The following is a 26,909-nucleotide window of genomic DNA, read 5'->3' on the forward strand; positions in this document are numbered from 1 at the left end:
TTTGGGAAGCGCCTCATTTCAAGAAGGCGCCGCTCAGTCCCTGCCGCCGGTCATTTTCCGGTCCAGCCGGTGGCCGACCGCGCGCGCTCCGATGCTGAACACGAACACCATGAGGATCAGCGCCGCAGCGGATACGTCCGCCACCTGCGCCGCGTTCGGCGCGACCGCCTCCGTGCGGGAGGCCCATATCTGCAGGGCGAGCGTTTCGCCGGGACGGAACGGGTTGAACGGGCAGACGGGCGAAGAGAGCTTCCACCAGCGCGACCAGTTGATATCCGTGCTCATGCCCGCCGTGTACAGAAGCGCGGCGGCTTCGCCGAAGCCGCGCCCCGCGGCCAGAATGACCCCGGTGATGATGCGGGGCACGCAGCCGGGAAGCATGACGCGCAGAATCGTCTGGCGGTGCGTCGCGCCAAGGCCGAAGCTGCCCTCTTTCCAGGTCTTTGGAATCGCGCGGAGCGCATCCTCCGTCGTCGTTGTGATCAGCGGCAGGCTCAGGATCGAAACCGCGAGCGCGCCCGCCATCAGACTCCATTTGCCGTGTACCGCCACGACAAAGACAAGGTAGCCGAACAGGCCGACCACAATCGAGGGCAGGGAGGAAAGGGTCTCGATGCAGGTGCGGAGGAAACTGGTCAGCCTGCTCTTTTTTGCGTATTCCGCCATGTAAATGCCGGCGGCGACGCCGATCGGCACACTGATCAGCAGAGCGAGGAAGACCAGATAGACGGTATTAAAAAACTGGTTGCCGATTCCGTCCGCGTTAAAAGCCAGCAGGGAACTGTCAAATTCCATAATCCCCTTTCCCAGAATATACACGGTAAAGGCCGCGAGCAGCAGAAGGAAAAAGCCCGCCACACCGTACAGGACCACCGTCATGACGCGGTCCGCCAGGATCGCATTGCGATGCCGCTGTCTCATTGCTCACGCGCCTCCCTGGAAGAGATTCTTCGGACAATCAGGATGAATACAAACGAAATCAGCAGAAGCAGAAGCGCCATGGTCCACAGAGCGGTATTGTATTCGCCGCCCTCCGCCGCGCCCCCCATATCCGAGGCGATCGCCGCCGTCAGATTGTTGGTGGGCGAAAGGACGCCGTCCGGAAAAGCCAGCCGTTTGCCGATGACCATCGCGACCGCGAGCGCCTCGCCGAACGCGCGGGAAAGCCCCAGGATGACGCCGGTCAGCACGCCCGGGCGCGCCGCCGGAAGCAGCACGCGGCGGATGACCTGCCAGCGGGTGGAACCAAGGCCGTAAGCGGCCTCCCGGTACTGCTGCGGAACGTTGCGGATGGAATCGGCGGACACGCTCGTGATCGTCGGGAAGATCATGACCGCCAGCACGATTCCGCCCGCGAGAACGGAATATCCGTAGGGAAGGCGGAACAGATTCTGGATAAACGGGACCAGCACGGTCAGGCCGACCCAGCCGTAGACGACGGACGGAATGCCAACAAAAATCTCGACCGCGGGCTGAAGCAGCTTCTCGCTCAGACGGGGCGAAATGACCGCCATAAAAATCGCCGCGGCAAGGCTGAAGGGCGTTGCGATCAGCAGTGCCAGAAAGCAGATCGCCAGCGAACCGACAATGAAGATCGCCGCGCCGACCTGTCCCCCGCCCTTGAAATCGTCCGCAGGGTTCCAATTCGATGAAAACAGGAATTCCCACACGGAGTGTCCGTAGACCGTAAAAGTGCCGATCCCCCTGTAGCAAAGAAAGGCTCCGATGGAAAGCGTCAGCAGGATTAAAAACAGCCCGCACCCCGTGACCACCGCGCGCCACGCCGTCTCTTTTTTCTTCATAAACGAAAATCCCCCTGAAACGGGCGTAAGACCGAACGGATCTTCTCCGCCGGCCCGGCCCGCAATTCAATATTGGTCCTGGATTTATCTTGTCACCTGCATTTTAGAGGTGGTGTTGTAGCCCAGGGATTCCATCACCGCTCCGTATTCATCGGAAGTCATGTAGTCAAGGAACGCTTTCGCCGCTCCGCCGGCTTCGCCCTTCGTGTACATGTGCTCGTAGCCCCAGACCTTGTATTTGCCGGAATAGGTGTTTTCCAAAGTGGGTTCCACCCCGTCGATCGACATGGTTTTCACGCCGTCGATATCCTTGGTCAGGTAGGAGAGCGCCACATAGCCGATCGCGCCCTTATGCTGTGCGACGGTTTGCAGCAGCGTGCCGGAGTCGTCCGTTTCAAGCGATTTATTGGAAGCTTCCTCTGAACCGTTTAAAGCATACTGCTTAAACAGCGCGCGGGTTCCGGAGGTGGAGGGGCGGGTGACCAGCGTAATCGCTTCATCCGGACCGCCGACGTCCTTCCAGTTTGTCGTTTTCGCCGTAAAGATATCGATCAGCTGCTGCGTGGTCAGGCTGCTGACCTTTTCTTTCACATCCGCGCTGACGATCGGTGCCATGGTGATGACGCAGACCTTGTGGTCAACCAGCGTCTTCGCCTGGTCCGCGGTCAATTTGGATTCCGCTTCCACGTCTGAATTGCCGATATCGACCGTGCCGTCCGCGACCTGCTTCAGGCCCGTGCCGGAACCGCCGGCGTTCAGCGTGATGGAAACATCGGGATTTTTCTGTTTGAATTTATCCGCCGCGTCTTTTACCAGCGGATACAGCGCCGAGGACCCGGAAGCCGTGATGCTGCCGCTGACCGCCGCCGGCTCGGACGAGGCCGTTTCAGAGGCAGCCGTTGAGGAATCCGTCTGCGACGCGGGAGTGGAAGAGGCGCCCGTTCCGGAAGAACACGCCGTCGATATCATCAGAAGCGCCGCAACCATCAGAATTGACAGGTACTTTTTCATATACGATCTCCTTATCTGTTTTTCTATTCTCTTTTGTTCTGTTTCCAATCATAAAGCGCGCTCGTTAAAGGAAAGTTAGGCCTATTTTATCTTCCTGTTATTTTTATGTTAAGAACAGGTTAAATGGTCATAGATCCTCAATACCAGCATTCCCTTTCCGCTGCGGATTATCTCGCCTCCGCCGACGGAAAGAACGTCTTCTGCGCCCGTGTCCGGCGGCGGCATTGTTTTTTATATGCGGACGTGATGGCCGGCCCGGAAATCCGGGGGCGTCTAAAAAGCGGTCCAGGGACATCATGATGTCCCTGGACCGCTTTTTTCATTCCAGCAGCTAAAACAAATTTTTATAAGCGGGGAAACCCGCAAGCGGTTCCGCGCTTTTTACCGCCTGCAAAATAGCGTTTTCCACCGAACGCGCCGCCAGAATCCCGACCACATCCGGATCCGCTTTTACTTTTCCGGTCGCCATTGTGAAGATTGTATCCCCGTCGAACGACGTGTGGGCGGGCCGGACCGCTCTGGCGATCCCGTTCTGCGAAACGGAGGCGAGCTTGTTCGCTTCCGCTTTCGTGAGGACCGCGTTGGTTGCGACCACGCCGATGACGGTATTTCCGCTGAAGATGTCGGCGTCGTTCCGGTAATTTTCGATCATGACCGCCTCGGTGCTGCCGACTGTTTTTTTATCGTCGTTCAGCACGCCGGCGATCAGCCTGTTTGACTCCGCGTCGTAGATGTCTCCCACACAGTTGACCGCCATGACGGCGCCGACCATCAGTTCCCCCGTCCGCAGGCAGAACGAGCCGATCCCGCCCTTCATCGCGTGGTCAAGGCCCCGGATCTTTCCGATCGTGGCGCCTGTGCCCGCTCCAACGCTGCCGACGGGAAACGCGCCGCTGCCCGCGTTGAGGCAGGCCTCATATCCCATTTCCTTGTCCGGCCTGATCCTGTAATCGCCGCATTTCAGATCGAACAGGATCGCTCCGCAGACGATGGGGACTCTCGTTACCTTCACGTCCCGGCCGACTCCCCGCTCCTCCAGATACTGCATCACGCCGGCGGCCGCATCCAGGCCGAACGCGCTGCCTCCCGCGAGAAGAACGGCGTGAATCGACTTTCGCAGGTTGACCGGATCCAGAGCGTCCGTCTCCCTTGTGCCGGGGGAGCCCCCGCGCGCATCGACGCCCGCGACGGCGCCCTCTTCGCAGATCACCACCGTGCACCCCGTCGCCGCGTCGAAATTCTGGGCGTGTCCGACTTTCAGCCCTCCGATATCGGTAAAATTGGCTTGTTTCAAGAAGCATCTCCCCCGCGCCGAAGGCGCTCTTCCACCGTTTTCACAATCGTGCCGACCTCAGCCAGCGCCCCCCTGCCGACATCCCCGCAGGCCAGCTTTGCCTCTTTGGGCGGGATGATCTCGAACCCGAACCCGCGAAGCCTCTCGAGGTTTCCCCGCACGATCGGGTTTTCATACATCCGGGTGTTCATCGCGGGAGCGACGTAACGGGGAATGTCACGGACCGCAAGCGCTGCGGAGGTGAGCATGTCGTCCGCGAGCCCGTTCGCCATCTTCCCGATCACATCCGCGGAGGCCGGGGCCACCAGCAGCAGGTCGGCCTGCCTTGCAAGCGAAATATGCTTCACCTCGCTCGGCTCCTCCTCCTGAAACACGTCCGTATAGACCCTGTTCTTGGAAAGAGTCTGAAGCGTCAGCGGCGTGATGAACTTCGCCGCGCCTTTCGTCATGATCACGTCGACACGATAACCGTCCCCGGTGAGGATACTGGCGAGGTCCGCCGCCTTGTACGCGGCGATGCTTCCGGTTACGCCCAAAAGAATATTTTTCACCGTCGTCCCTCCCTATCAATCAAACTCAGCACTTTTCCGGCGATGCCCTTCGCGATTTCCTCCTTGCTTTCAAAACGCTCCCAGGTCCGGCCGGGGGACAGGAGATACCCCGCGTGCCTGCCGCGGCTGATCTCGGTCAGATCGTTGGCCAGCACCAGGTCGCAGGAGTTTTTCTCAAGAACCCCGTACCCGGCGTCCAGCAGTTCCTGCTTCTCGACGCCGTTAAGCAGCTTGAAGCCGACCAGGACGGTCGACGGCTGCAACGCTTTGACAAGCCCGATCAGCTTCGGCGTCCGCCTCATACAGAGCATCAGATTTCCGACGTTGGAGCCGACTTTCCGGCTGCGGTCGAGCACGCGGTCATTTTCCCTCACGCAGGCGGCGAGAAATTCCGCGAGCGAGCCTTTCGACTCAAACTTTTCCGGGCCGAACGGGAACAGCCTGTCCGCAAGAAACGCCGCCAGATTTTCCGCCGTCGTCACGCTTTCCACCGCGTAGTCGCTGACCGCCATAGAGTGGATGACCGCGTCTATTTTCTCCTGAGTCAGCAGCTTTTCAAGCGCGTCCCCCACTTCGTCCACATCGTGCGTCGGAATGACTTCCACGCAGTCCAGCTCCGGGACAATGGACCCCGGTTCACATACATAATAGATTTTTTCGATTTTCGTTCCGCCCTGCCTGACGAATTCTTCGGCCGTCAGGCTGCCGAGCCTGCCCGTTCCGGTGTTGGCGATTCTCCGGACCTGGTCGATTTTCTCCGATGTTCCGCCGGCGGTAATCAGAATCTTCATGCTTTCTCCCCTCTTCCCGCATCTGCTTTTTATTTATTTTATCACATTGAAACAAGATTGCAATCCTCAAAAGCGGGACGGGGGCTGCCCCCTTACGCCGAAAATGCCCACAGGTCGCGGATCTGCGGCTTCAGCCGGTCGTAGCTCCACGTTTCCCGGCTTCTCTCTTTGCTGTTCGGGTCCCGGACGACAAAGGCGCCGTCCTGAAATTGGCAGATGACGAGGAAATGTCCCTGCGTGGTGAAATCCCCGGGCCCCATGCAGCAGATGATCGGATTCCCCTCGGACAATTCCTGCGTCATCCGGCCTTTACTCAGCGGAATTTCCCGGGAATTCAGCCCCAGCTTCCGCGCTCCCTCGGACATCAGCGTCCAGAGCGTGCTGTTGCTCTTTTCATCCAGATATCCGTGCTGTTCGCTGAAATCCGCGATCGCCTTTGGATTTTTCGACATGTCCCCCGTCAGCCCCACGGTCACCATGGAAAGGCAGGTCGGGCCGCAGCCGTCCAGCGCGATGATGCCATTCCCGTAAGGCGCGTATCCCCAGTCCTCGTCCCACTGCATCAGCAGGGGAATCTGATCTTTTTGATACCTGCCCGACAGGTCGATTTTCTTCGAAAAAGTCCCCTTCTTTTCCGGATAGTCCAGCGTGAAGTCAAGCAGCTCAGGATTCTTCCCGAGCGATTCCAGCAGCCGTTCCGGATACCGTCCGGGATTCCGCACGACCGGTTCGAGCCTCGGATCGGTTTTCGCCATCGCCTCCAGAGCCTCCGACGTGCTTTCGGGCAGGGCGTTGTTTCCCGTTCCCTCATCGGGCGCGGCGCTGTCTTCGGTTTCAGCATATGCGGGCGGCGCCGGGTCCGCCCAATTCCATATTCCCCGATAGCACAGCACTGAAAATACCGCGATCAGAAAAAGGAGGAAGAAAGGATGGCGTCTTTTACGCCGTCTGTTCCGCTGTCTTTTTTCTCCGTGTTCATATTCGTAGTCGTATCCGTCGTCATATTCATTCCGGCTCACTGTGAAAACGCTCCTCTTAGAACAGGTTGTCCCTTTATATGATGCAAACCGTTATTATCCTGACTTTGCTGTATTATAAATTATAGTACAGTTAATGCAATTTTGTCAACGTCCCCTTCGGAGGCAGCGGCGGAAGAAAATCGGCACATAAGAAAGGATGCACCCCTGCGAAAAAAGATGCCCTTTTCCAACTGCTTTCTCACAAATTTATCCTGTCAGCCTATGTATCCGCCCTTATTGCGCGGGCGCGGAGGAATTGCTCTCCGCCGAGAAAATGCTTTCCGTCGAGCCGTCCGCATAACGCGCCTCAAAGTTCGAAAACGGCGCCGACGCGGCATTCCCCGTTAAAGTCACCGCCGTTTTCCCCTGATACTGACAGACGACGGTCACCTTTTCAACGCCGCAGTCCAGGGGATTGGAGGTGAGCTCTTGGTTCACGGCCCCGACGATCGCGCCGTAATATGCCAGGTTCAGGCCCTGCTGGAATGTGGGGAGCGAGGCCGCCGAAACAATTTGCTGTTCCTGCGGGCTTTGCGGGGCGTTGTTGAGGTCCACCGTCACCGTCAGCGCCGGCCCCGACCGCGCGCACGACACGACCTGCGCGTTTGCCGTCCCGATGCGGCGCGCCAGCCGGTCGGAAAGGCTGATGCCGACACTTCTCTCAAAACAAATTCCGAGAACCGCTCCCACGACCAGGGTTGCCGGCAGCATCGCCGAAATCCGAAACCGCCGGAATTTTTCCGTAGTTCCAAAATGAAAAATGTTCACAAAACAATCCCCCTGTAATCACACAAACACGATATTTCCCATTTCATCCGTTTCTGTTTGATCAAAAATAAGCGAAGAAGGCGGGGAACCGCTCGCTTTTTGTCCCCAAAAATTGCTTTCCCAATTCAATATTAATTTTATAATACCTATTTGTCAATATAATGAATTCTTTTATTGAAAATATTGACGTGCAAACAAAAAAGACGCACCTTTTTTGCAAAGGATGCGCCTTTTTCTTCCTTTATTCACCTGTCAGAACTCCTGCTACTCTCCGAACATATCCTTGATTTTATTGAAAAACGATTTCCGGTTCTGATAATTTTTGTCGTCCGCGCCGGAATCGAACTCCTGCAGCAGATCTTTCTGCTTCTGGGAAAGGTTCTTCGGGACTTCGATCGTCATGCGCACATACTGGTCGCCGCGGCCGCGGCCGCTGAGCTTGGGGATTCCCTTGCCCTTCAGTTTGAACACATCGCCCGGCTGCGTGCCGGCATGCACCTGATACTCCACCTTGCCGTCGATGGTTGGGACGACGACCTCCGCGCCAAGCGCCGCCTGGGTGAAGGTGATCGGCATTTCGCACCAGATGTCGTTGCCGCGGCGTTCGAAGATCGGGTGGGGCCGGACGCTGACGTAAACGTGCAGATCGCCGCCCGGCCCTCCGTTGACCCCTGCGTTGCCGCGGCCGCTCACATTGAGGACCTGCTCGTTGTCGATCCCCGCGGGAATGCTGATCTCAATCGCCCTTTCGCGCTTGATCCTGCCGGATCCTCCGCAGGTGCGGCACGGTTCTTCGATCACTTTGCCGGTTCCGCCGCAGCGGTCGCAGGTCCGCGCTGTCTGCACCACCCCGAACGGCGTGCGCTGGCTGACCCGCACCTGGCCGTTTCCTCCGCACTGCGGGCAGGTTTTCGGTTCGGTCCCGCTTTTCGCCCCGGTGCCGTGGCAGTCGGGGCAGGAGTCGACCTTTTCATAACTGACGGTTTTTTTGCAGCCCTTTGCCGCCTCCTCAAAGCTGATCGTGACCGTGGTCTCGCTGTCGCTGCCGCGGCGCGGAGTGTTCGGGCTGGCCCTGCGCCCGCCGCCAAAGCCGAAACCGCCGAAATCAAAGCCGTCGAATACGCTGTTGAAAATATCATCTATATTGATCCCGCCGGTGAACGGGCTGCCGCCCGCCGCGCCCGCGCCGAAGCTGGGGTCCACGCCCGCCTGGCCGAACTGGTCGTAACGGGCCCGTTTATCCTTGTCGGACAACACCTCATAGGCCTCGTTGACCTCTTTGAATTTCGCCTCGGCCTCTTTGTCCCCGGGGTTCAGGTCCGGGTGGTACTTCTTCGCCAGTTTGCGGTACGCCTGTTTGATTTCGGCTTCCGTGGCGTTTTTAGGAACGCCCATCACCTCATAATAATCCCTTTTGTCAGCCAATCTGAATCACTCCCGAGAATACGCGTTGAGGGCAGCCGAAAGGGCTGCCCTGACCCGCGTTTTATGTCAACGCCGCATCGCCGCGGAAACGGCTCCCGCCGCTTCCTGTCTGGTCCCGCGGACGGATTTGAATTTATTTCTTATCCTTGTCATCGACATCCCTGTATTCCGCGTTGTAAACGTTTCCGTTTCCGTCCTGCGGCGCTGTGCCGCCGTCCTGCGCGGGCGGAACCGGTCCGCCGGCCGGCTGCTGGGGCGCGGCATTTTTGTAAAGCTTTTCGCTCGCGGCATACATGGCCTTCTGCAGTTCGTCGCTCTTGTCCTTGATCTCATCCGCATTGTTCGCGGAAATTTCGCTGCGCAGCGCCGCAACCTTTGCATTCAGGTCGTCCTTATCGGACTGGGGAATTTTGTCCCCGCTGTCCTTGACCAGCTTTTCCACGGAATAGCACAGGTTTTCCGCCTCGTTCTTCCGATCGATCTCCTCGCGGTGCTTCTTGTCCTCCGCTTCGAATTTCTCCGCTTCCTTCACCGCCTTGTCGATGTCGTCCTTGCTCATGTTCGAGCTGGAAGTGATCGTGATCTTCTGCTGCTTGCCGGTGCCGAGGTCCTTTGCGGAAACATTCACGATGCCGTTGGCGTCGATATCGAACGTGACCTCGATCTGCGGAATGCCGCGCGGAGCCGGGGCGATGCCGTCCAGGCGGAACAGCCCGAGCTGCTTGTTGTCGCGGGCAAACTCGCGCTCGCCCTGCAGGACGTTGACCTCCACCTGAGTCTGACCGTCCGCCGCTGTGGAGAAGATCTGGCTCTTCTTGGTCGGAATGGTCGTGTTGCGGTCGATGATCTTGGTCATCACACCGCCCATGGTCTCGACGCCGAGGGACAGCGGGGTGACGTCGAGGAGCAGCAGGCCCTCGACCTCGCCGCCCAGGACGCCCGCCTGAAGCGAAGCGCCGATGGCGACGCACTCATCCGGGTTGATCCCCTTGAACGGGTCTTTACCGGAGAGTTCCTTGACCTTATCCTGAACGGAAAGCATGCGGGTGGAACCGCCGACCAGCAATACCTTGCCGATGTCGTTCCAGGACAGGCCCGCGTCCGACAGAGCCTGTTTGACCGGGCCGACGGTCTTCTCCACCAGGTCGGCGGTCAGCTCGTCGAATTTCGCGCGGCTCAGGGTCATATCCAGATGCTTCGGGCCGTTTGCGTCCGCCGTGATGAACGGCAGATTGATGTTCGTCGAGGTCACGCCGGAAAGCTCGATCTTCGCCTTCTCCGCCGCGTCCTTCAGGCGCTGCATGGTCGCCTTGTCGCCCGAAAGATCGATGCCGGTCTCCCTTTTGAACTCGGAAACCATCCAGTCCATGACCCGCTTGTCGAAATCGTCGCCGCCCAGGCGGTTGTTGCCCGCCGTGGCGAGGACTTCCTGGACCCCGTCGCCCATTTCGATGATCGAAACGTCGAATGTGCCGCCGCCGAGGTCGTAGACCATGATCTTCTGTTCCTTATCCTTGTCGATGCCGTAGGAAAGCGCGGCCGCCGTCGGCTCGTTGATGATGCGCTTGACGTCCAGCCCGGCGATCTTGCCGGCGTCCTTGGTCGCCTGGCGCTGCGCGTCGGTAAAGTAGGCCGGAACCGTGATGACCGCCGAATGCACCGGCTCGCCGAGGTATCCTTCCGCGTCCGCCTTCAGCTTCTGGAGGATCATGGCGGAAATTTCCTGCGGGGTGTAATTCTTGCCGTCTATATTGACCTTGTAGTCGCTGCCCATTTCTCTTTTTATGGAACTGATGGTGCGGTCCGGATTCGTGATTGCCTGGCGCTTCGCCAGCTGGCCAACGATGCGCTCGCCCGTCTTTTTAAACGCCACGACGGACGGGGTGGTCCTTTCCCCTTCCGCGTTCGGGATGACGACCGGCTTGCCGCCCTCAATCACCGCAACGCAGGAATTGGTGGTGCCCAGATCGATGCCTATTGTTTTTGACATATTGATTAACCTCCAATACGTATCATTCAATAAAAATTATAATATATGAAAAAGGTTAGTTGGCCACCTGCACCATCGCATGCCGGATCACCCGGCCGCCAATCTGATACCCTTTTTGAAACACCTTGACCACCGAATTTTCTCCGCTTTTCGGGTCTTCCACATGGGAAATCGCGTTGTGCAGCTCCGGGTCGAAAGGCTCCCCTTCCTTCCCCATCTCCTTGACGCCCAGCTTGTCAAGGGCCGACTGCATTTGCTTCTGCACCAGCTCGACGCCCCTGCGCATATCCTCCGCGGTGCATTCTTTCTGCTCCAGCGCGCGGTCCAGGCTGTCCGCCACTGTCAGGATCTCCTGCACGGCGGCCGCGGTGGCGTCGTTATAAAGGGAAGCCTTCTCCCGCGCCGTGCGCTTGCGGTAGTTATCGTACTCCGCGGCCGTGCGGAGAAGCAGATCCTTCTGCTTTTCCACCTGCCGGTTCGCTTCCTCCAGCTTGCGCTGCAGTTCCGCTTCGGCATTTGCGGCAGCATCTTCCTTCGTCTCTTCCCGCGGCGCCGCCTGTTCCGAAGACTTCTCTTTCTCCGGGGTCGGTTCCTCCGCAGCCTCCGGTCCCTTTTCCAGGTCTTCGGCCTGTGTTTTCTCTTTCTTCTCTTTTTCCTCCAAAACTGGCGCCCCTTTCTTTATTCCAAGTCCATCAATTCCGTCAGCATTCTGCCGACCGAACCGGAGAGATATTCAATGCTGGACATGATCCTGCCGTAATTCATCCTCATCGGCCCGATGATGGCGATGGCCCCCGCGTCCCTGCCCCCGACGCTGTACCGGGAGACGATGACACTGGAATCGCGCAGCTCCGGGCGCCGGCTCTCTTCTCCGAGGATGACCCGGACGTTGTCCTTCGGCTGCGACAGCAGCCTGCAAAGGTCGTCGGGCCGGGAGAGGAAGTCCATGATGCGGCGCAGCTCCTCCTGCCCGAACTCCGGATAAAACAGAAGGTTGATTTCGCCGTTCAGGCAGATCTCCGACTGCATGGATTCCTGAGCCGCGTCCGCGACCGCCATCAGGGCGGAACTGATCATCATCGCCATATCGCCCATCGAGGCCGCCAGAGACTGGATATACGCCGGCGTGATGCTGGAAACCGGAATGCCGATCAGCTTTTCGTTCAGCATGCGGAAAAAGACCCGCAGGATTTCCGGCGTGATATCAAAATCGCAGTGAAACACACGGCTTTTCATCGTCCCGGCGGAAGTCATCAGGATCACCATTGCCGTGCGCCGGCTGGTCTGCACCAGCTGCACGGCGCGGATGACCGCGGATTCGCCGCTCGGCGTGGTCGAAACCGCCGCGAACTTCGTCATGGAAGCGAGCACCTTCGCGACGCCGTCCAGCAGCTTTTCCGGGTCATAGGCGCTCGGAAGGATCAGGCTGTCGATATACCGCTTTTCGTCGCCCGTCATGCCGGGCCGCTTCATCAGCCGGTCGATATAGACCCGGTACCCCTTTTCGGTCGGGACGCGCCCGGCGGAGGTGTGCGGCTGCTCAAGAAGCCCAAGTTCGCTCAGGTCGCTCATCTCATTCCGGACCGTCGCGGAAGAGACGTTGAAGTCAAGGGTCTCGCACAGGGACTTGGAACCCACGGGCTCTCCGGTCAGAATATACAAATCAATCACTGCGGCGAGTATTTTCTGCTGTCTCGGGGTCAGTTCCAATCCCTTTCCCTCCCGTTTCTCCGCTTTTAGCACTCCTCACTTTAGAGTGCTAACGTTCTGTAAATAGAGTACCATTAGTTTATCCCATTGTCAATATGTTAATTGTAAACTAATTATGAAATTCTGCGCCGCGGCTCAGGAATTTCCGGAACCGTAGCGCCGAAACCCTCTTTGTGCCGGCATTCCCGGAAGCTTTTATCGCCAAACCGGAGCCTTGCGGACGCAAAAGGCGTCCCGGCCGGCCCAAAGGGAGCAGCGTCACGCCGCAAACAGGTTCAGACTGTAAAAAATGGTTGAATTTTGAAGAAATCTGGATTATACTGATAGCAAGGCACAATAAAAAGTGCAAAGCGGGGACCGGGCGCGCCAACGCCCCGCCCCCTGCATATGGAGCGCACTCTCCATACACAACGGAATAACCGCGCAATGCTGGAAATATTATACTCCTTCCGTCTTTGCTTGTACAGGGGAAAAAACGGGGTAGGTTCCTGCTTTTCACGCGCGCCGGTGTATGGAATGGAACATTCCGGGACCGGCGCTTTTTTGTGCCCCGCGCAGAAGGACATCCGAGGCGTTCGGCGGCCGCGGATGAAACTGATCGCCGGCGGCACCCTCTCTCTTTTCCGGTGGGTCTGAGTGCAAAGCGTGAAAAGAAGCGGCAGTTCAACTTAGGAACGACAGCCCGGCATTTATGGAGAAGGGCCGCCAAAGGAACGGGCCGTTCGGGGATCATCCCGGACGGCCCGTTCCTTTTCCCTGTGGGGCATAGAGGATTCCCGCCGTCAGCGCGTTCGAGACCAGGAATCCGCGCGGAGTGAAACGGAAGCCATCTTCCGTGCAGACGGTCAGTCCGGCGGCCTCGTAGCGTTTCGCCGCCGATTTCATCCGCTCAGGAACCGGGTGCCCGAACCTTTTCAGGCAGCGCGCGTCGGTCAGGCCTTCGGCCAGGCGCAGCGCCAACATTGCGAACTCCTCAAATCCGCCTCCATCCCCCTCGGAAGCAGCCGGCTCGCCGCGCAGGAACGCGCCGATACTTCTTCGATTGGAATAGCGGCGTCCGTCCAGAAACGAATGCGCCGCTGGGCCGAAGCCCAGATATTCCTCGTCACGCCAGTATTTCAGATTGTGCCGGCTCTGAAATCCATTTTTCGCGAAATTCGAGATTTCATATTGACGAAATCCATGCCGCTCCAGCTCTTCGCAGGCGGAAAGATACAGGGAAGCCGCCCCGTCTTCGTCCGGCAGGCGCAGGCTTTCCCGGTTTTTGAAATAGGCCGTGCCCGGCTCCACTTTCAATAGATAAGCCGAAACATGGGACGCGCCCGCCCTCGCGCAGAATTCCGCCGAAGCGCGCAGGCTTTTTTCCGTCTGGCCCTGTACCGCCAGCATCAGGTCGAGCGAAAGATTCTCAAAGCCCGCGGACCGCGCCTCCGCAATGCATTTTTCCGCCTGTTCCGCCGTGTGCCGGCGGCCCAGCAGCCGCAGCTCCCCGTCGTCCGCCGACTGAAGCCCCAGCGACAGCCGGTTGACGCCCGCCGCACGGATCTCCCTGAAAAAACCGGACAGATCGTCCCCGGGATTTGCCTCCGCGGTGATTTCTGCCCGTTCCAGCCCGAACCCCCGCCGCGCGGCCTCCAGAATCCGGATGATCCGCCTCGCGCCGAGCAGGCTTGGCGTTCCGCCGCCGAAATAGAGCGTGTCCGCCTTCCGGCCCGTTCGTTCCGATTCGTATTTTATATCTTGTATAATACGATCAGTATATTCATTCATCCACTCTTCGGTGCCCCGGATGGAGTAGAAGTCGCAGTAAGGGCACTTGCCGTCGCAGAACGGAACATGAACATATAATCCGATGTCACTCATCCAATTTCAGCACGCTCATGAACGCCTCCTGCGGCACTTCCACCGTGCCGAGCTGCCGCATGCGCTTCTTACCTTCCTTCTGCTTTTCAAGCAGCTTCTTTTTGCGCGAAATGTCGCCGCCGTAGCACTTGGCCAGAACGTCCTTGCGAAGCGCCTTGACGGTTTCGCGCGCGATGATCCGCCCGCCGATGCACGCCTGGATCGGCACTTCAAAAAGCTGGCGCGGAATCTTGTCCTTCAGTTTTTCGGCCATCTTGCGGGCGCGGGCATATGCCTTTTCCTCATGAATAATAAAGGAAAGCGCGTCGACGGTCTCGCCGTTGAGCATGATGTCCAGCTTGACCAGCTTGCTCTTCTGGTAGCCTTTCAGCTCGTAGTCGAACGATGCGTAGCCGCGGGTGCGGCTTTTCAGCGCGTCGAAGAAATCGTAGATGATCTCGTTGAGCGGCAGCTCGTAGTGGATATCGACGCGGTCGGCGTCCACATATTTCATGTCGATGAAAGTCCCCCTGCGCTCCTGGCACAGGTCCATGATATTGCCGACATACTCCTTCGGCGTGTAGATATGCGAGTCGGTGATCGGCTCCTGCGCCTCCGCGATCAGCGCGGGGTCCGGGTAATTGGTCGGGTTGTCAATGGAGATCATCTCGCCGTCCGTTTTGAGGATATGATAGACCACGCTCGGCGCGGTTGTGATCAGATCGAGATCGTATTCGCGCTCCAGCCGTTCCTGGATGATCTCCATGTGCAGCAGGCCAAGAAAGCCGCAGCGGAAGCCGAATCCCAGCGCGGCGGAGGTTTCCGGCTCAAAGGAGAGCGCCGCGTCGTTGAGCTGGAGCTTTTCGAGCGCGTCGCGCAGGTCCGGGTACTTGGCGCCGTCCGCAGGGTAGATGCCGCAGAACACCATCGGCTGCACCGGGTGATACCCGGGCAGCGGCTCCTTTGCGGGGCGGTCCGCCAGCGTGACGGTGTCCCCGACGCGCGCCTCCCGCACCGCCTTGATCGAAGCGGAAATCACCCCGACCTCCCCGGCCTTCAGGCATTCGCTGGGTTCAAAGCGGGTCGCGCGCATATACCCGCACTCCACCACGGTGAACTCGCTGCCGACGGACATCATGCGGATGACGTCGCCGGGCCGGACCTGGCCGTCCTTGACGCGCACATGCACGACCACGCCTTTATACGGGTCGTAGTAAGAGTCGAAGATCAGCGCCCTTAACGGAGCGTCCTCGTCCCCCAGCGGCGGCGGCACGTTTTTGACGATCTGCTCCATGACCGCCTGAATGTTCGTCCCCATTTTCGCGGAGACGCAGGGCGCCTCGTCGGCGGGGATGCCGATCACGTCCTCGATCTCCTTCCGGACCTCCTCCGGGCGCGCGGAGGGAAGGTCGATCTTGTTGATGACGGGGACAATTTCCAGACCCGCGTCCACCGCGAGGTAGGTGTTCGCCAGCGTCTGGGCCTCGATACCCTGGGAGGCGTCCACGACAAGCACGGCGCCCTCGCACGCGGCGAGCGAGCGCGAGACCTCGTAATTGAAATCGACGTGGCCGGGCGTGTCGATCAGATTGAAAACATAGTCCTGCCCGTCCTGCGCGTTATAAACCAGCGTGACGGCGTGCGCCTTGATCGTGATGCCCCGCTCACGCTCCAGGTCCATATCGTCCAGAATCTGGTCCTCCATGTCGCGCAGCGCGACGGACTTCGTCTGTTCCAGAATGCGGTCCGCCAGCGTGCTTTTTCCGTGATCGATATGTGCGATAATGCAGAAATTGCGGATTCTGTCGCGTGGTATTGCCAATCCAATCACCGTTCCTGACTAAAAAATCAGTTCCATCCCGATTTTCCGGGAACAGAACCGGCATTTCAAAAAATTATCTGTATTATACCATAAGAATCAGGAAAAGAAAACGGCGCGGCGGCCAAAACATTCTTCGTTGACAAGATCGTATAGATACTATACAATAAGGATATGAAAAAAACGGAACGGGAATTCATTGGAGAACAATTATTAAATGTAATGTCGGAATGGATGGAGCGGGACGCGCAGTCGCGCCGGTTCGGAACGGACACCCTCCTGTACCATTCGGAGATCCATTTGCTTGCATTTTTGAAGGAACATCCCGGCATTCATGCGGCCCAGATCGCGCGGCTGCTCGGTCTGACGCGCGGTGCGGTTTCCCAGACTCTGGCCCGCCTTACCGCGAAAGGCTTCATCGTCAAGCAGCGGGACCCGGAAAACTGCCGCCGCATCCGGATCACGCTGACTGAAAAAGGCCGGACCGCCTGTAAAAACCACGAGGCTTTGCACCGGCGCAACGAGCAGCGGATCTCCGAAATCCTGAAGGACGCGGACGAGTCCCGGCTGGCGTTTCTGCGGAACTTTCTGGAACAGCTCGAGAAAGCCCTGCTCTGAGTTCCCGTCCGGGCGGGAAAGGGAACCGCCGCCCATTTTTAGAAAAAGGGAGTGTCTCTATGGATCGTCAGGCATTGTGTGAAGAGCGGGAGATCCGGGCCACAAAGCCACTTTTGTTCCTACTGGCCGCGGCCTGTGCCGCGACCGTTGCCAATCTGTATTACATCCAGCCGCTTCTGTCGCAGGTAGCGGAATCCTTCGGCATCCCGGACGCAAAGGCGGGAATGGCTGTGACCGCCACTCAAACCGGCTACGCGCTGGGGCTGTTTCTCTTTGTTCCGCTCGGCGACCGAATCGAGGAACGCGGGCTTCTGGTTAAAATGACTCTGATCTCCGGCCTGTTCCTTCTGGCCGTCGGATTTTCTCCCAGCCTGCCGTTTCTGCTGGTTTGCAGCTGCGCTCTCGGCGCGGCGACCATTGTCCCGCAGCTGATCGTTCCCATGACCGCCCATATTTCCGCGCCCGAGGACCGGGGCGGAAACATCGGCACCGTGATGAGCGGCCTGCTCATCGGCATTCTGCTCTCGCGCACGTTCAGCGGGTTCCTCGGGGCGGCATTCGGCTGGAGGACCGTCTTTTATCTGATGGCGGCGGTGATGCTGGCGTTCGCTCTGCTGCTGCGCTTTCTGCTGCCGCCCTGCCCCGCCCGGACGCACGAGCCCTACGGAAGGCTTCTTGCTTCCCTTCCCACGCTGGTCAAAACGCTGCCCGTCCTGCGGCAAGCCTCCATTAACGGCGCGATGATGTTCGGGGCGTTCAGCGCGTTCTGGACCAGCCTGATCTTCCTGCTCCGCACGCCGGCCTTCGGGATGGGCAGCAGGGAGGCCGGACTGTTCGGCCTGGCGGGGGTCGGCGGCGCGCTGATCGCCCCCCTCGTCGGCCGGATCGCGGACCGCAGGAGCGCCCGGTTCACCGTCGGGATCGGCGTTCTTCTCTCCTCCTGTTCTTACCTGATTTTTCTGTTTGCGGGAAACACTCTGGCCGGGCTGATCGCGGGCGTCATCCTGCTGGATCTGGGAAATCAGTCGGGGCAGGTCTCCAATCAGGCGCGGATTCAGGCGCTTTCCGATGAAATGAGAAGCAGGATCAACACGGTCTTCATGGTTTCCTATTTTATCGGCGGCGCGGCCGGTTCTTCCCTCTCCTCTTTGCTCTGGGGCCTGATGGGCTGGAACGGCGTCTGCCTCGCGGGCGGAGGGATGCTGGCAATCGCTCTTTTTTTCCATTTTGTTTTTTACCGGAGACACAAGTGTCTTTCGCCCACGGCGGACACATAGTGTCTTTTCGCGCCTGCGGCGGACGCACAGCGTCTTATTCGCCTACGGCGTTCACGACTTCAGCCTTTTTTGCAGGCCTGAGGCCCGGTGGCTCTTAATACTAAATTTCTCTTATTCCTTTTTCTTTGCGCTCAGGCCGCGCGGGTCTGTTTTTTCCGGCTTGTGGCACGGTGGCTCTTAACCCAAAATTTCTTCTATTCTATCTTTTTGTCCTCAGGCCGGACTGGCCCGTACTTTCGTAATCAGACGAAAGTACGCAAAGCCTGAGTCGGGGGGAACTTCAACTTCCCAACGGGAGGGGCACCTAAACGTTCCCCCCGACGCCCCCCGGCACCTGTCATGTAGCACATTTATGTTATCAAGCTAATGCTTCCCATTGGACGATTCCCAATCTTACGCCGTATGTAAAAAGATAACTTTCTGAAAATTTTCAGCTTTTAGGTAAATACTCTGTGGCTTTAGTTTTTCAGCCCCCGTAGTCAATGAAAAGCAGTTGTTAGAAGAACATAAGAAATCTTCTTGACGGCTCCCGAGGGGTGTTAGGGGGACCATCCGGTCCGGACGTGCCTACGGCATACCCGGCTGAGAAAACATCGTTGCTTCCCTGTTTTTTCGCCGCTCCGGGAAAGGAAAGCGTAGATGCAGCGGTACGCTGCCCCCCACCCGTACTTTGCTTCCTTTCGGACGGAGCCGAAAGGAAGGGCCTGCGCGGCCTGAGCGCAAATGAAAAAGCAAGAAGAAATGATCGGTTAAGAGCCACCGGGCCCTAGGCCCGCAAAAAGATCGGGCCTGTCCGGCCCAAGGACAAAAAAGAAAATAGAAGAAGTATTGATTAAGAGTCATCGGGCATTAGGCTCGCAAAAGTATGGGCCCGCGCGGCCTGAGCGCAATCATAAAAAATAGAAAAAACAACAGGTTAAGAGTCACCGGGCGAAAGAACTTAAAACCGATAAAATATCAAATCGAATATTACCTGTTGAATTTTGGTAAATTAAGGATTATAATAGAATCGCAAGGTAAATAAAAAACGCAATGCAGGGATGAAGTGTTAGCCCACTCCACCCCCTGCATACGGAGCCTAGACCTCCATATACCACGGAATTCACCGCGCATTGCAGGACCTATTATACTTCCTTTTTCTGTTTTTGTACAGAGGGGGAAGGATGATCCCCTGACCTGATTGCGCGCGCGCCGGTGTATGGAATGACAAATTCCGTACCGGCGCTTTTTGTTGCCTTGCGGGCGACGTGATGCCGCTTCCTTCGGCCTGCCGGACAGAACGGCGAAAATTCGCGACTCAGTTTGGCAGGACGGTCTGGGGAATCTCCCAAAGGCAAAGCCCTTGCGCGGACCCGCCGGTCCATTGGACGAACGTGCCAACGGCGGACGCGATTTCCGCTTGCCGGGAGTTTCTTCCCTCTGTCCCACCCATCTCAGCTAATCATCTCGCTGTCTGCTGACCGGTGGGCCGTTGGATGCAACGTCATCGTTGCCCGCCGGCGGAATTCCGAATGTATGTGAAAGAAGTATGAACGCGGAAAGTCCAGCCCATACCCGGCGCAGTGAGAGAGATTCCGCCGGCAAAAAGGGGGCGGAGCGCCTGAACGGCGCTTCGCTCCCGATTTTTTATCAACCGTATGCAACTGCTTTTTCCTCAGTCCGGACAGGCCCGTTCCTCCGTGCCTAAGGCCCGGAAAGAATAGAGCCGCAAGTCAGTACCGGTTGATATTCCTGTAATACTTGTCGTTCAGGAGCTTCTTTTTGCGCGAGCGCTTCGGCCTGCGGTAACGCTTCCGCCCCATGCCGCGCGGCGGGCGGCGGTTGCTGAGCACGACGATCAGAACGACGACCACCCCGAGCGCGATGCATGCCCAGGCAAGCAGACCGATCCAGTTCAGTCTGTGGGATGACTCCGTGTGCGTCACAACCGAATCCAGCGGGTCGTTTTCGGACACGCTGGCCACGCTGGGCAGCGAGATCCCGCTCGAAACCGGTTCACTGGACGTGATTTCTCCGGAAACTCCGGAATCCAGCCCGGAGGAAACGCCGGACGACGGCGCCCAGGAGGACGCCGTCCCCTTTCCGGTATGTTTCACCGCCTTGGAAGACGAGGAAGGCTTGGAGGAGCTCGGCGGCGAGCTGGCGGGAGGCTTGGAAGACGGAACCGCTTTGGACGAGGCCGGAGGCTGCGAGCTGGAGGTAAGGTCCGGAAAATACGGTTCGTTTTGACTGCCCGTCTCTGCGAAAACACTCAGCGAACTCCAAAGAGCCAAAAGGGTCAATATGGTTAAAATGGACAGCACTTTCTCAAGTCGGTTCATCAAAAGTCCTCCACTGAAACTACACTTTTAACAGTTCTATACAGAAGTTATTATAGCATATCTCCGAGGTATTGCAAGTAAGGGAAAGATTTTTGCCTGTAATTTGATAAATCAGCGTTTTATTGTCGCCAAACCCGATTCTTCGGCACTGCGTGTCCACTTCCAGGAACCCGATCAGAAACCCGATCAGGCAGAGCGTGCCGAACATGGAAGCAAGAAAAATTCTCAGGTCATGCTGTTTTTTCATTTCATTTTTCCTTTTGTTTTTTAGGCCCTGTCCGCTTGCAGCGCGAAGCTCTCCCCCAAGACGATCCCCGCGCGCATGAGCAGGATCAATCCGCTGCTCACGTCAGCTGCGACAGCGCCGCCGCAAGCGCCTTGCCGAAAAGCTCCCCGCCGTAGACGGCTTCTTCCAGCGTATTGGCGTCCGTGCCGATCTCCACCAGCAGCGAGCCGTGGGTCACGTTCTCATTGTACCGGCGCGCGCAGAAATTCAGCGGGCGCCCAAGGTCCGGGTAAAGGTCCGCCATGGATTTCTGAAGGCGCAGGGCCAGCCTCAGATTGTACTCCCAGTCGGGGAAGCCCAGGTCGCCGGTGTCGTCGCAGCCGGAAATGATCATCACCTGCGCGGCCTTTTTGCCGTTCACGACCGCCGTCGGCTTCAGGCGCGTTCCGTCGGAGCGGGTCATCGCGTCGCGGTGAAGGTCGATGGTCACCTGGATGGACGGATACTGCTTCAGGTCCTTCTGCATCGTGACGATCGACCGGTTGTAAGAGCCGTTGTAGGCAGGATAATCGTGATAGGTCGTGTCGTGGATCACGCCGATCCCCGCCGCCTGCAGCTGTTTCGTGATCTCGTCGCCGACGGCGCAGACGCTTTTCGTCTTATCCGTCGTGCGCGTAACCCCGTCGAAGGCCTCCGTTGTATGCGTGTGATAGATCAGGACCTGCGGCGAGGCGTTTTTCTGGATCTTCACATCCGGCTGTTTTTTCAGCTCCGCCCCGATGTCGATGGTATGGTGTTGATTGGAATTTTTGACATAGAAGTTCTCATATTTGCTTCCGCCCGTGTTGATGCACATTTCCTCCACACCGCTTGCAACCGAACCCGTGCCGGTGGATGCGGCCGAAGAGGGCGCTTTGGAAGAGGAAGCCTTTTGGGAAGACGAAGGGGACGCCGATTCTTCCGAGGAAGGCGCGGCGGAGGACCCGGTGGTGTCGTCCGTTTCGTCCGCGCTCTTGTATTCTTCCGCCGCGCCGTAGGGAAGGATGAATCCCGCCGCCGCGACCGCCGTATTCCGGCTGATTCCCTCCGGAAGGCGCACCGCCACGCACGCGACCGCCAGAACGGCGAGCAGCGCCGACACCATCCCCATCAATCGTTCCGTACCCTTTTTCATATCCTTCCTCCGCCACGTTCTTTCCTCTATTTTTATGCGGAAATGGACGGATTCAGACCTCCGGCAGCGCACCGCCGGGCGCACGGCGCCTTTCGCGCCTACGGCGGCCACGACTCAGAACGCATCTGGAATTCAGTACGTACTGTCATGGCTTGCCGAAAAAGTGCTATTTTCACTGTGGGCGCGAAAGATTACAAAGTTCTCTCTTTTGGGTGCTTCCGAATTTGCCGGGAGCCTCTCCCACTCACTCCCGCCAAACCCGGCCCTCGGTTCGCTCCGTTCCAAACGGCGGGGCGTGCGTGCAGGCTCAGCCTGCCTAAGTCAGCTCCTCGAATTCCTCCACGCTGAGCGACGGGTTCACGGCGCGGTTGATCCCCATGGCGAGAAGCCGCGCGCCGCGTTTGATGATCAGGTCCACCTCGCGCGGGGTCACCATCATGGACGCGCCGCGCGGCGCGATCTTGTCCTGAGGCCCGTCGCGCCCGAGCAGGTCCGACGCAAGGGTCGCGGCGTCCACCACGGTCGGGATGCCCATGCTCACCACCGGCACGCCCAGCGTTTCCCGGTCGATGCGCGGGCGCGAATTGCCGACGCCGGAGCCGGGGGAAACCCCGGCGGAGCTGAGCTGGACGGTGCAGCCCAGACGGGACGGGCTCCGCGCGGCCAGCGCGTCCACCGTGATGACCGCCGCCGGCTTGATCTCCCCGACGACGGCCCGCAGCACCTCGAACGCCTCCATGCCGGTCGTGCCGAGCACTCCCGGGCTGATGACCGCGACCGGGCGCAGCCCGTCCAGCCCGGTGACTCGGGCGAGCTCCCCCTTGATATAGCGCGTGGCAAGCACCTCTTCCGCCGCCAGCGGGCCGAGCGCGTCCGGGGTCACGCTCCGGTTGCCCAGCCCCGCCGCGAGGATCATCCCCTCCTGCGGCAAAAGGGCCTCCAGCTCGGAGGCGACCAGCTTTAAAAGCGAATCGTCGGAGTCGATGTGGTCCGAAATCGCCTGGACCTCCATCGTCACATAGGTCCTGCCGCTGTCGTCGATCCTGGTCAGGACGCAGCCGTCCTGCTCCGTCTTTACCTGCTTCGCGGGCTCCGTGGATTCCAGCGCCAGGTCTGTTCGGAAGTTCATTTTCCGTCTTCCCTTCTTTTTAAAAATATCTTGCATTTTCTTTGCATCAATGATATGATTAATTGTAAAACTATGCACAAAGGAGGTAGTATGATGCCAAATATCAAATCGGCCAAGAAACGCGTGAGAGTCATCGCCACCAAAACTCTGATTAACAAGTCCGCGACCGCGGAACTGAAAACGGATATAAAGAAGGCCGTTCTCGCTGCGGGAAGCGGCGATGAAAACAGCGCGCAAACAGTGAAAGCCGCTGTGAAGAAGATCGATCAGGCCGTCGCCAAGGGAATCCTGCACAAAAACAACGCGGCAAGGAAGAAATCGGCGCTTGCCCGCAAACTGAACGCGGCGGCGAAAGCGTGACCCATTCTTCGCTTAAAGCAAAAGCAGAGCGGCACGCCCTGCTTTTTTATTATCCGCCCGTTTTCCCCCCGACGGACAATTGACATTTCGCCGCTTTTTGATTATCATGGATACAGACGGATTTTGAACCCATTGTGCATACGGAGGTGCTCGTTTTGAAAAATACCGGAAAGCTGAATCTGCTGCTTACGATTTTGTCCTCGGTCGCCGCAATGGTCGCCGTGGCGGTTGCCGTCGTTCTGTTTTTTGAAAAAAAGAAAAAGGACGAGGAAGAGCTTGAGCATTACCTCGACTGTTCCATCCAGTAAAAATCCGACGCGGCGCTGCGTTTCTGCGGACAGGGCTTCACACGCCTGTCCGTTTTTCTTTTACGGCCGCCGGCCGGCCCTTTGCAGCCCCGCCCGCCTTCTCCTCTTCCGCTCCAGCTCCCTTTTGACCAGCCGGTAAACGTATTTCGCCACCTGCCACAGAACGGTGAACAGGAAGCTGCCGCTGACCACCCGGAAAATCCGCCAGGCAAGGCTGGCATAGCGGTACCCCGCTTTCGCGTACTGAAAGGCCGGGTTAACTCTTATCCCCCGATTTTGAAAACAAAGCGGCCAGGTAGCCGAAGAACACCGCCGCCGCGATACCGGCAGCCCCCGCCGTCACTCCGCCGGAGAACACGCCCAGCAGGCCGTGTTCCCTGACGGCTTCCAGCGTGCCTTTCGCCATCGAATACCCAAACCCCGTCAGCGGGACGGTCGCCCCGCATCCGGCGAAATCGACCAGCGGCTGGTACACGCCCAGCGCGCCGAGCACCACGCCCAGGGTCACAAAGGTCACAAGGATCCTCGCCGGCGTCATCTTGGTAAAATCGATCAGGATCTGCCCGACAACGCAGATGGCGCCGCCGATGAGAAATGCCCAAACAAAATCCATGCAAAACACCTCAGATGTAGTTTCGCCCGCGGGGCCGATTGTATGCATATCAGGAGGAAAAAATGAACCAGAAAACCGTGTTTTTCGATCTTGACGGGACCCTTCTCGGCACCCGGAACGGCCGCCGGTTTCAGATTCCGGAAAGCGCGCTCCGCGCCCTTATCAAACTGCGCGAAAACGGGCACCGGCTCGCGGTCTGTTCGGGACGGCAGGAAGCGTTCATCCATAAATTTTTCCCCGGACTGTTTCAAAGCTACGTCGCGCTGAACGGCGCGCACGTCGTTTTCGAGGGCAAAACGGTTCTGGACCGCCTTCTGCCGGAGGAGCGAATCCGCCGCCTCGCGGCGCATTTTGATTCCTACGGATGCAGCTTCGTCTTCATCGGCAAGCACCACGGCTGGGCGCGGAACGTGCCCCAAAAATTTTTCGGCCGCATGGAGGAAATTTACGGCCTGCCGGATTTCCTCGTTTCGGACTGGGAACCGGAGCAGGTGGAGGCGGGCATGATGGATTTTGTCTTTGAAACGGACGCGGAATACAAAAAATGCGCCGGCGCGTTTACCGGCGGCATGATCCTGAACCGGCACCCCGGCATGCTGACCAACGACCTGAGCTTCTCGGACTGGAACAAGGCGGACGGGATCAGGACGTTTCTTTCGGAATCCGGCATCCCGAAGGAGGACACGGTCGCGTTTGGGGACGGCTACAACGACATTGCGATGATGGGCGCGGTCGGCTGCGCCGTCGCGATGGGCAACGCCGTGGACGAGGTCAAGGACAAAGCGGACTACGTCACCGCCCCGATGTTCGAGGACGGAATCGAACTCGGACTTAAACATCTGGGATTAATTTAGAAGAGGAGCGCCGCGGGCTGAGCTTTTGCGGGCCTGAGGCCCGGTGCCCCTTAACCTTTTATTTCTTCTGATTTTCTTTTCTGCGCTCAGGCCGCGCAGGCCCCTCCTTTCGGTCTTGAACGAAAGGAGGCAAAGTTCGCACGGGGGGATTTTCAACTCCCGTAGGGAGAGTTCCGGAGAAAATCCCCCCTGAACCCCCCGGGAGCCGTCAAGAAGATTTCTTATGTTCTTCCAACAACTGCTTTTCATTGACGACGGGGGCCGAAAAGCTAAAGCCATAGGGTATTTACCTAAAAGCTGAAAATTTTCAGAAAATCACCTTTTAGCTTCCCGTGAAAAACCGGGAACGTTCAATGAGAAGAACTCGCTTGATAATAGAACCATGCTGTATGACAGGTGCCGGGGTGCAGGGGGACGTTTCGGTGCCCCTCCCGATGGGAAGTTGAAGTCCCCCTGCATAGTCTTTGCCTCCTTTCTGCTATATCAGAAAGGAGGGGCCTGTCCGGCCTGAGGACAAAAAGATAAATCAAGAAGAATTTTGGGTTAAGATCTACCGGGCCTCAGGCCCGCAGAAATCCGGCCCGTCCGGCCTGAGGACGAAGTAGAAATAAGAAGAAATAATAGGTTAAGGATCGCCAGCCACCGACCCGCAAAATATAGTTGAATTTTGGTAAATTAAGGATTATAATAAAGTCGCAAGGCAAATAAAAAACGCAATGCAGGGATGAGGTGTGCGACCACCCCACCCCCTGCATACGGAGCCACGACTCCATATACCACGGAATTCACCGCGCATTGCAGGACCTATTATACTTCCTTTTTCTGTTTTTGTACAGAGGGGGGAAGGATGGTTCCCTGACCTGATTGCGCGCGCGCCGGTGTATGGAATGACAACTTCCGTACCGGCGCTTTTTGTTGCCTTGCGGGTGGCGGTTGCCGCGTCCGGCCGAGGCTGAACCCCTCGGCGGTCGCGCGGCGCATGCTTCCCGCCGGCGAAATGAATGTTGTGAAGAGAAACTGTGGAAAAAACAAGACAACCCCTACCATACCCGGCGTGCAGTGAGAATTCCGCCGGCAAAACAGGGAGCGGAGCGCCTTACCTGATGGCGCTCCGCTCCGGTTTTTATTAACAATTAGTTGTATTGTTTCAATAAAATACCCTGCGGCTTCAACTTTAGAGCCCCGTCGTCAATGAAAAGCAGGCATTTAAGAATACGGCTATTCCTGATGACGGGTGCCGGGGCGCAGGGGGGGCCATCCGGCCCTCACTCACCTACGGCGCCCACGGCTGAAGAAACGCTGTTGCCTACCTTCTTTCGGTCGCTTCGAAGACCGATACTTTTGATGCAGCGTCACGCTGCTCCCGATGGGAATTTGGAGTCCCCCCTGCATAGTCTTTGCCGACTTTCTGCTATATCAGAAAGTCCGGGCCCGCGCGGCCTGAGCGCAAAGAAAAAATCAGAAGAAATAACAGGTTAAGGAGCGCTTGCCACAGGCAACATAACAGGCTCCGTGCACGGCCTGAGCGCAGCGCAATAAACTCAACAGCAATGATTGACTTTATATTTCACTAAGAATATAATATTTATTGCGAACGAGCACCACGTTTTGTTTCTCATTCATCTTCACAAGACGGTTGGGCGGTTGCTCTCTGAAGGATATAATTCCAGAGGAGAGCTGTTTTACGGATTTTTGTTCTCCTCGTGATCGTACATAAAATGTACAGGATGGAGGAGGTATGAATGTATGTAACATACACTGATTTATTTCAGTATACTCTGGTACTTATAGGAATTGTTGCATTATTCAAAGTCAAAAAGAAGTAAGCCGCCTATGCCAGTAGACGGCTTACTATAATTTGGTCAGTGATGTAAGTTGTTGAGAGCAACCGCCTATCGGTGCTCGTTCCATTTATATTATATCTGATTCAAAATTAGAAATCAAGTATTCGTTTCATAATATACGAATCATGGCATAAAAAGCAATAGAATAAGCAGGAAAATACGC

The 26,909-nt window shown here is 57.7% G+C and carries 25 protein-coding genes; 5 read left to right on the forward strand and 20 right to left on the reverse strand.

The genetic code is table 11. The features are described 5' to 3' along the window. Positions 1-33 precede the first annotated feature (33 nt). The 14 genes from pstA to lepA form a co-directional block, all read right to left on the reverse strand. On the reverse strand, positions 34-921 hold the full coding sequence (pstA, locus tag EQM14_RS15660) for a phosphate ABC transporter permease PstA (RefSeq protein WP_128744094.1): 888 nt from the start codon (positions 919-921) through the stop codon (positions 34-36). Continuing rightward, positions 918-1,802, reverse strand: coding sequence for a phosphate ABC transporter permease subunit PstC (pstC, locus tag EQM14_RS15665; RefSeq protein WP_128744095.1), 885 nt, complete (start codon positions 1,800-1,802; stop codon positions 918-920). The genes pstA and pstC overlap by 4 nt, the downstream gene beginning before the upstream one ends. A gap of 84 nt (positions 1,803-1,886) precedes the next feature. Continuing rightward, entirely contained in the window at positions 1,887-2,813 is a 927-nt protein-coding gene (locus tag EQM14_RS15670) for a phosphate ABC transporter substrate-binding protein (protein WP_128744096.1), read from the reverse strand. Positions 2,814-3,144: 331 nt separating this feature from the next. Next, positions 3,145-4,107 (reverse strand): P1 family peptidase, encoded by a 963-nt coding sequence (locus EQM14_RS15675; protein ID WP_128744097.1) that lies wholly within the window; start codon positions 4,105-4,107, stop codon positions 3,145-3,147. Next, positions 4,104-4,658, reverse strand: coding sequence for a flavoprotein (locus EQM14_RS15680; protein ID WP_128744098.1), 555 nt, complete (start codon positions 4,656-4,658; stop codon positions 4,104-4,106). Before EQM14_RS15680 ends, EQM14_RS15675 begins: the two co-directional genes overlap by 4 nt. Continuing rightward, the gene (locus tag EQM14_RS15685; protein WP_128744099.1) at positions 4,655-5,449 is read right to left on the reverse strand and encodes a phosphopantothenoylcysteine decarboxylase domain-containing protein; all 795 of its coding nucleotides are present in this window, start codon (positions 5,447-5,449) and stop codon (positions 4,655-4,657) included. Before EQM14_RS15685 ends, EQM14_RS15680 begins: the two co-directional genes overlap by 4 nt. Positions 5,450-5,541: 92 nt before the next feature. After that, positions 5,542-6,468 (reverse strand): C39 family peptidase, encoded by a 927-nt coding sequence (locus EQM14_RS15690; protein WP_243112560.1) that lies wholly within the window; start codon positions 6,466-6,468, stop codon positions 5,542-5,544. Positions 6,469-6,702: 234 nt separating this feature from the next. Beyond that, positions 6,703-7,236, reverse strand: coding sequence for a hypothetical protein (locus EQM14_RS15695; RefSeq protein WP_128744100.1), 534 nt, complete (start codon positions 7,234-7,236; stop codon positions 6,703-6,705). A gap of 264 nt (positions 7,237-7,500) precedes the next feature. Continuing rightward, complete coding sequence (gene dnaJ, locus EQM14_RS15700) at positions 7,501-8,661, reverse strand: molecular chaperone DnaJ (RefSeq protein WP_128744101.1); 1,161 nt, start codon at positions 8,659-8,661, stop codon at positions 7,501-7,503. A gap of 133 nt (positions 8,662-8,794) precedes the next feature. Continuing rightward, positions 8,795-10,651: a molecular chaperone DnaK gene (gene dnaK / locus EQM14_RS15705; RefSeq protein ID WP_128744102.1), complete on the reverse strand. Its 1,857-nt coding sequence runs from the start codon at positions 10,649-10,651 to the stop codon at positions 8,795-8,797. A gap of 55 nt (positions 10,652-10,706) precedes the next feature. Then, positions 10,707-11,312, reverse strand: coding sequence for a nucleotide exchange factor GrpE (locus EQM14_RS15710; RefSeq protein WP_164919116.1), 606 nt, complete (start codon positions 11,310-11,312; stop codon positions 10,707-10,709). A gap of 17 nt (positions 11,313-11,329) precedes the next feature. Then, on the reverse strand, positions 11,330-12,361 hold the full coding sequence (hrcA, locus tag EQM14_RS15715; protein ID WP_128744104.1) for a heat-inducible transcriptional repressor HrcA: 1,032 nt from the start codon (positions 12,359-12,361) through the stop codon (positions 11,330-11,332). Positions 12,362-13,090: 729 nt separating this feature from the next. Then, positions 13,091-14,224 (reverse strand): radical SAM family heme chaperone HemW, encoded by a 1,134-nt coding sequence (gene hemW / locus EQM14_RS15720; protein ID WP_128744105.1) that lies wholly within the window; start codon positions 14,222-14,224, stop codon positions 13,091-13,093. Beyond that, positions 14,217-16,025, reverse strand: coding sequence for a translation elongation factor 4 (lepA, locus tag EQM14_RS15725; protein WP_128744106.1), 1,809 nt, complete (start codon positions 16,023-16,025; stop codon positions 14,217-14,219). Before lepA ends, hemW begins: the two co-directional genes overlap by 8 nt. Before the next feature lie 171 nt (positions 16,026-16,196). On the opposite strand from lepA, the gene EQM14_RS15730 reads away from it, so the two are divergent. Beyond that, positions 16,197-16,640, forward strand: a complete 444-nt coding sequence (locus EQM14_RS15730) for a MarR family winged helix-turn-helix transcriptional regulator (protein WP_128744107.1) — start codon at positions 16,197-16,199, stop codon at positions 16,638-16,640. Between the two features lie 59 nt (positions 16,641-16,699). Continuing rightward, entirely contained in the window at positions 16,700-17,917 is a 1,218-nt protein-coding gene (locus EQM14_RS15735; protein ID WP_128744108.1) for an MFS transporter, read from the forward strand. A 1,712-nt stretch (positions 17,918-19,629) separates the two neighbouring features. On the opposite strand, the gene EQM14_RS15740 is transcribed toward EQM14_RS15735, so the two are convergent. The 4 genes from EQM14_RS15740 to gpr all read right to left on the reverse strand — a co-directional run bounded on the left by EQM14_RS15740 (position 19,630) and on the right by gpr (position 22,767). Then, positions 19,630-20,238: a hypothetical protein gene (locus EQM14_RS15740; protein WP_128744109.1), complete on the reverse strand. Its 609-nt coding sequence runs from the start codon at positions 20,236-20,238 to the stop codon at positions 19,630-19,632. A 19-nt stretch (positions 20,239-20,257) separates the two neighbouring features. Further along, positions 20,258-20,485, reverse strand: coding sequence for a hypothetical protein (locus EQM14_RS15745; RefSeq protein ID WP_128744110.1), 228 nt, complete (start codon positions 20,483-20,485; stop codon positions 20,258-20,260). A 97-nt stretch (positions 20,486-20,582) separates the two neighbouring features. Continuing rightward, positions 20,583-21,638, reverse strand: a complete 1,056-nt coding sequence (spoIIP, locus tag EQM14_RS15750; RefSeq protein WP_128744111.1) for a stage II sporulation protein P — start codon at positions 21,636-21,638, stop codon at positions 20,583-20,585. A gap of 316 nt (positions 21,639-21,954) precedes the next feature. Next, complete coding sequence (gene gpr / locus EQM14_RS15755) at positions 21,955-22,767, reverse strand: GPR endopeptidase (protein WP_128744112.1); 813 nt, start codon at positions 22,765-22,767, stop codon at positions 21,955-21,957. Between the two features lie 93 nt (positions 22,768-22,860). Here gpr and rpsT point away from each other — a divergent pair, with 93 nt between their 5' ends. Together rpsT and EQM14_RS16475 are read left to right on the forward strand one after the other, a co-directional pair. Next, positions 22,861-23,127: a 30S ribosomal protein S20 gene (rpsT, locus tag EQM14_RS15760; RefSeq protein ID WP_128744381.1), complete on the forward strand. Its 267-nt coding sequence runs from the start codon at positions 22,861-22,863 to the stop codon at positions 23,125-23,127. Positions 23,128-23,282: 155 nt separating this feature from the next. After that, positions 23,283-23,435, forward strand: a complete 153-nt coding sequence (locus EQM14_RS16475; protein ID WP_164918890.1) for a hypothetical protein — start codon at positions 23,283-23,285, stop codon at positions 23,433-23,435. Positions 23,436-23,495: 60 nt separating this feature from the next. Here the strand turns inward: EQM14_RS16475 and EQM14_RS16835 are convergent, their stop codons facing one another. Next, positions 23,496-23,627 carry a hypothetical protein gene (locus EQM14_RS16835; RefSeq protein WP_256372433.1) on the reverse strand — a complete coding sequence of 44 codons (132 nt, stop codon included), beginning with the start codon at positions 23,625-23,627 and terminating at the stop codon, positions 23,496-23,498. Positions 23,628-23,691: 64 nt separating this feature from the next. Next, the gene (gene spoVAE, locus EQM14_RS15765; protein WP_128744113.1) at positions 23,692-24,048 is read right to left on the reverse strand and encodes a stage V sporulation protein AE; all 357 of its coding nucleotides are present in this window, start codon (positions 24,046-24,048) and stop codon (positions 23,692-23,694) included. A 62-nt stretch (positions 24,049-24,110) separates the two neighbouring features. On the opposite strand from spoVAE, the gene EQM14_RS15770 reads away from it, so the two are divergent. Beyond that, complete coding sequence (locus tag EQM14_RS15770) at positions 24,111-24,902, forward strand: HAD hydrolase family protein (RefSeq protein WP_128744114.1); 792 nt, start codon at positions 24,111-24,113, stop codon at positions 24,900-24,902. Positions 24,903-26,909 lie beyond the last annotated feature (2,007 nt).

Origin of the sequence: Caproiciproducens sp. NJN-50 (genome assembly GCF_004103755.1) — a bacterium.
In the GTDB taxonomy this organism is placed as follows: Bacteria; Bacillota; Clostridia; order Oscillospirales; family Acutalibacteraceae; genus Caproicibacter.